Genomic DNA, 2,771 nt, shown 5'->3' with positions numbered 1-2,771 from the left:
AGAGATAGGCAGGATGCGATCGCTTCTTTCCTGAACCATGTTCAGGAGAGTTCAGCGTGAATGTATCAGTACCCCTGACTTCCAACCTCTACAGCTCCCAGAGCCATTGAGGCCTAAGCCTCAGCAAATGCCCTTCTCCAGCCCCCCGACAGCACCTGCAAATCCTCCTCATCCAAGTCCGCAGGAGTGCCGGAGCGGATGAGCTCGGCAAAATCTTCGTTGGGCACCATGAAGCAGAGGGCGTAGAGGCGGCCTGGGCCGGTATTGTGGATTTCATGTACACCGGTCGGCGGTACCAGAATGCTATCTCCAGTTTTGATGGGGGCCGCTTTTCCATCGCAAATGGCCAGGCCTTCCCCCTTGAGAACAAAAAACATTTCCACAGCCATTTGATGGCGATTTGGAGGGGTTTTGCCTCCCTCATCGAAGATCTCCACACAAAAGGTTAGAGAAATCTGAGCATGAGAAGGATCGAACACGATGGCCAGGCGATTGGTATCGTGGGGGCTGATGCGAAAAGCCTGATAATCGGCAGGGGTTTTAACAATTGGAATCACGCAGCGGGAAAGCGTTTGCATCCGGATCCTCCGCTCAAGAGATGAGGGGTGAATAGTGGGCAAGTGCTAACAGGGGAGAGCCGCGAGCAAATCTGAGGAGGAGGCGACAAAGCCAAAGCACTGCTTGACGTTGTAGAGGGTAGCTAGCAAACAGTATTCAGGAGAGGTGGTGGCGGCGCAGTCTTCCAGCAAAATGCAGTCGTAGCCGAGGAAATTGGCATCTTGCAGCGTGGTCATGACGCACTGGTCGATGTTCACGCCGGCAAAAAAGAGGGTGGTGCGCCCCAGGTTTCTGAGAATGCTATCGAGAGGGGTATCCCAAAAGCCGCTCATGCGGAACTTATCCACCCAGATATCCTCGGGCTTGACCTCCAGTTCCTCCACCACAGCAGCGCCCCAACTGCCCCGCGTGAGGACCAAAGACCCGTTCTTAGGCAAGGGATCCCCCAGCCCTACTCCCTCTCCGGTGGGGTTGTACACATGTCGCAAGCCGGCGCTGATGTTGAGCAAGTCAGGGCGATTGCCCCAGTTCACCCACACAATCGGCACTTGAGCTTGTCGCAGGCGGGGCAGCAGGGCTTTTAGAGGGCCGATGGGAGCCCGTGCAGGTGTAACATCGACGCCAATGCTGGCCAGCCAACCGTCGGGATGACAAAAGTCGTTTTGCATGTCGATCACCAACAACGCCGCCTTGGCCAGATCCAAGCGCAGGGTTTTGCTGGAGGTGGGTAGCAGGATGGGCCGGGGATCCAAGGGCGGACGGGTGAGGTCGGCCATTTCGGCATTCACAGCCCAGGCATTGGGAGGGATCCCAAGGGTCTTCAAGGGGCGATTGGGGGTGCTCATGGATTCTCCGCTCGCGTCGCGCAGCAGTGGGATCAGGTGGGGCGGATGACCCACAACTACGCTCGACCTTAATGCACAGCCAACCTCACTTTGGAATCGTAGGCTACACTTTCTCACCTTATTGACGCATGGGATCCCCCAGGGTCAGTTGATAGGGATTGAGATGAGGATGATCCGAAAGGGTGCCCAGGGATCCCTCCCTGCACGCTATGCTGTAGAGACCAAGGTTATGTAGAAATATGAACATCTTGCGGCAATATATCTTTCCTGCCCTCATCCTGCTGGTGTTTCTGTTTACCCTGGTGGTGGTGAGCATTCGCTCGTTTCTGCCGGAGGATATGGCCCAGCCTGCCCCTCTAGAAGAAGCGACGCCTGTGGCCCTTTCTGCAAATGCCTGAGGATGGCTGAACAAGGGATCCCTCTGCCTGTGGGTTATCGTTGGCGCATCGGTTCAGCCTGGGATCGGCCCTGGGTGCGACGAGGATTGCAGGCCACGTTGCAGGAATCTTTTCCAGAGCAAAGCAACTGGGATCACCTGGAAGAGACGCTGGATCGCCTCTTCGACCCACCCCGCACCCCCTGCTGGTGGATCTTGAAAGAAGAAACTGCAGAGCCGGTGGGCTGTGTTTGGGCCGGCATCTCCACCGATCAAGCCACCCATCGGCGGGTAGCCTACATTTTTCTGCTCTGGGTGGATCCCGCCCATCGCCGGCAGGGCCTGGGCAGAGCTTTGATGCAACAGGTGGAACGCTGGGGATCCCAGCAGCAGCTGGCGGCCATCACCCTGCAGGTTTATCGCCATAACCAGGCTGCCCTCCATTTCTATCAGCAGGCCCACTTTGCTGTACAAGGCTACTGGTTGTACAAGCCGCTCAGCCCCGCGCCCATAGACGCGCATGTAGAAGAGCATGAATACAAAGGTCATGAAGTTTTGTGAATAAGCCGGGATCCGCTCTCAGTTGCTCTTTTGATGAAAGCGGTGGCAAAGACTGGAGGGAAAGCCCATGTCCAGACCCGTCAAGCTAAGTGAAGCCGAGATCCAGGCCAAGCTGGAGAAACTGCCCGGCTGGTCTTTGCGGGAGGGAAAGCTGCATCGTCAATTTCAGTTTCGCTCCTTTGTCGAAGCCTTTGGCTGGATGAGCAGTGTGGCCTTGGTGGCCGAGAGCATGGGGCACCATCCCGAATGGACGAATGTCTACAACCGCGTGCGGGTGCATCTTACCACCCACGATGCCGGGGGCATTACGGAATTGGACTTCACCTTGGCGCAACGCATGAACGAGCTGGCCGGCTAGACGCTTCAGCTAGAAATCGCAGGAGCCCCGCACTGTACCCGTAGGGTCAGTGCCGGGAGGAATGCGAGGTTAC

5 protein-coding genes are annotated in these 2,771 nt (G+C 56.9%); 3 read left to right on the top strand and 2 right to left on the bottom strand.

The genetic code is table 11. From position 1 onward, the window contains the following. Window positions 1-113 precede the first annotated feature (113 nt). Entirely contained in the window at window positions 114-578 is a 465-nt protein-coding gene (locus NW840_RS03815; RefSeq protein WP_011434408.1) for a cupin domain-containing protein, read from the bottom strand. Window positions 579-623: 45 nt separating this feature from the next. Then, a complete protein-coding gene (locus tag NW840_RS03810; protein ID WP_414342475.1) occupies window positions 624-1,457 on the bottom strand; it encodes a cysteine hydrolase family protein in 834 nt (277 codons plus the stop codon). Between the two features lie 185 nt (window positions 1,458-1,642). On the opposite strand from NW840_RS03810, the gene NW840_RS03805 reads away from it, so the two are divergent. From NW840_RS03805 to NW840_RS03795, 3 genes are all read left to right on the top strand, one after another. Then, window positions 1,643-1,801 carry a hypothetical protein gene (locus NW840_RS03805; protein ID WP_414342473.1) on the top strand — a complete coding sequence of 53 codons (159 nt, stop codon included), beginning with the start codon at window positions 1,643-1,645 and terminating at the stop codon, window positions 1,799-1,801. Between the two features lie 2 nt (window positions 1,802-1,803). After that, window positions 1,804-2,340 (top strand): GNAT family N-acetyltransferase, encoded by a 537-nt coding sequence (locus tag NW840_RS03800; RefSeq protein ID WP_414342471.1) that lies wholly within the window; start codon window positions 1,804-1,806, stop codon window positions 2,338-2,340. 67 nt (window positions 2,341-2,407) lie between these two features. Beyond that, complete coding sequence (locus NW840_RS03795; RefSeq protein ID WP_414342469.1) at window positions 2,408-2,698, top strand: 4a-hydroxytetrahydrobiopterin dehydratase; 291 nt, start codon at window positions 2,408-2,410, stop codon at window positions 2,696-2,698. Window positions 2,699-2,771 lie beyond the last annotated feature (73 nt).

The organism is Synechococcus sp. R5-13, from assembly GCF_047462015.1.
Lineage (GTDB): Bacteria > Cyanobacteriota > Cyanobacteriia > Thermostichales > Thermostichaceae > Thermostichus.
Note: the sequence above shows the minus strand (reverse complement) of the source record. Positions and strands in the feature narration are given on the sequence as shown.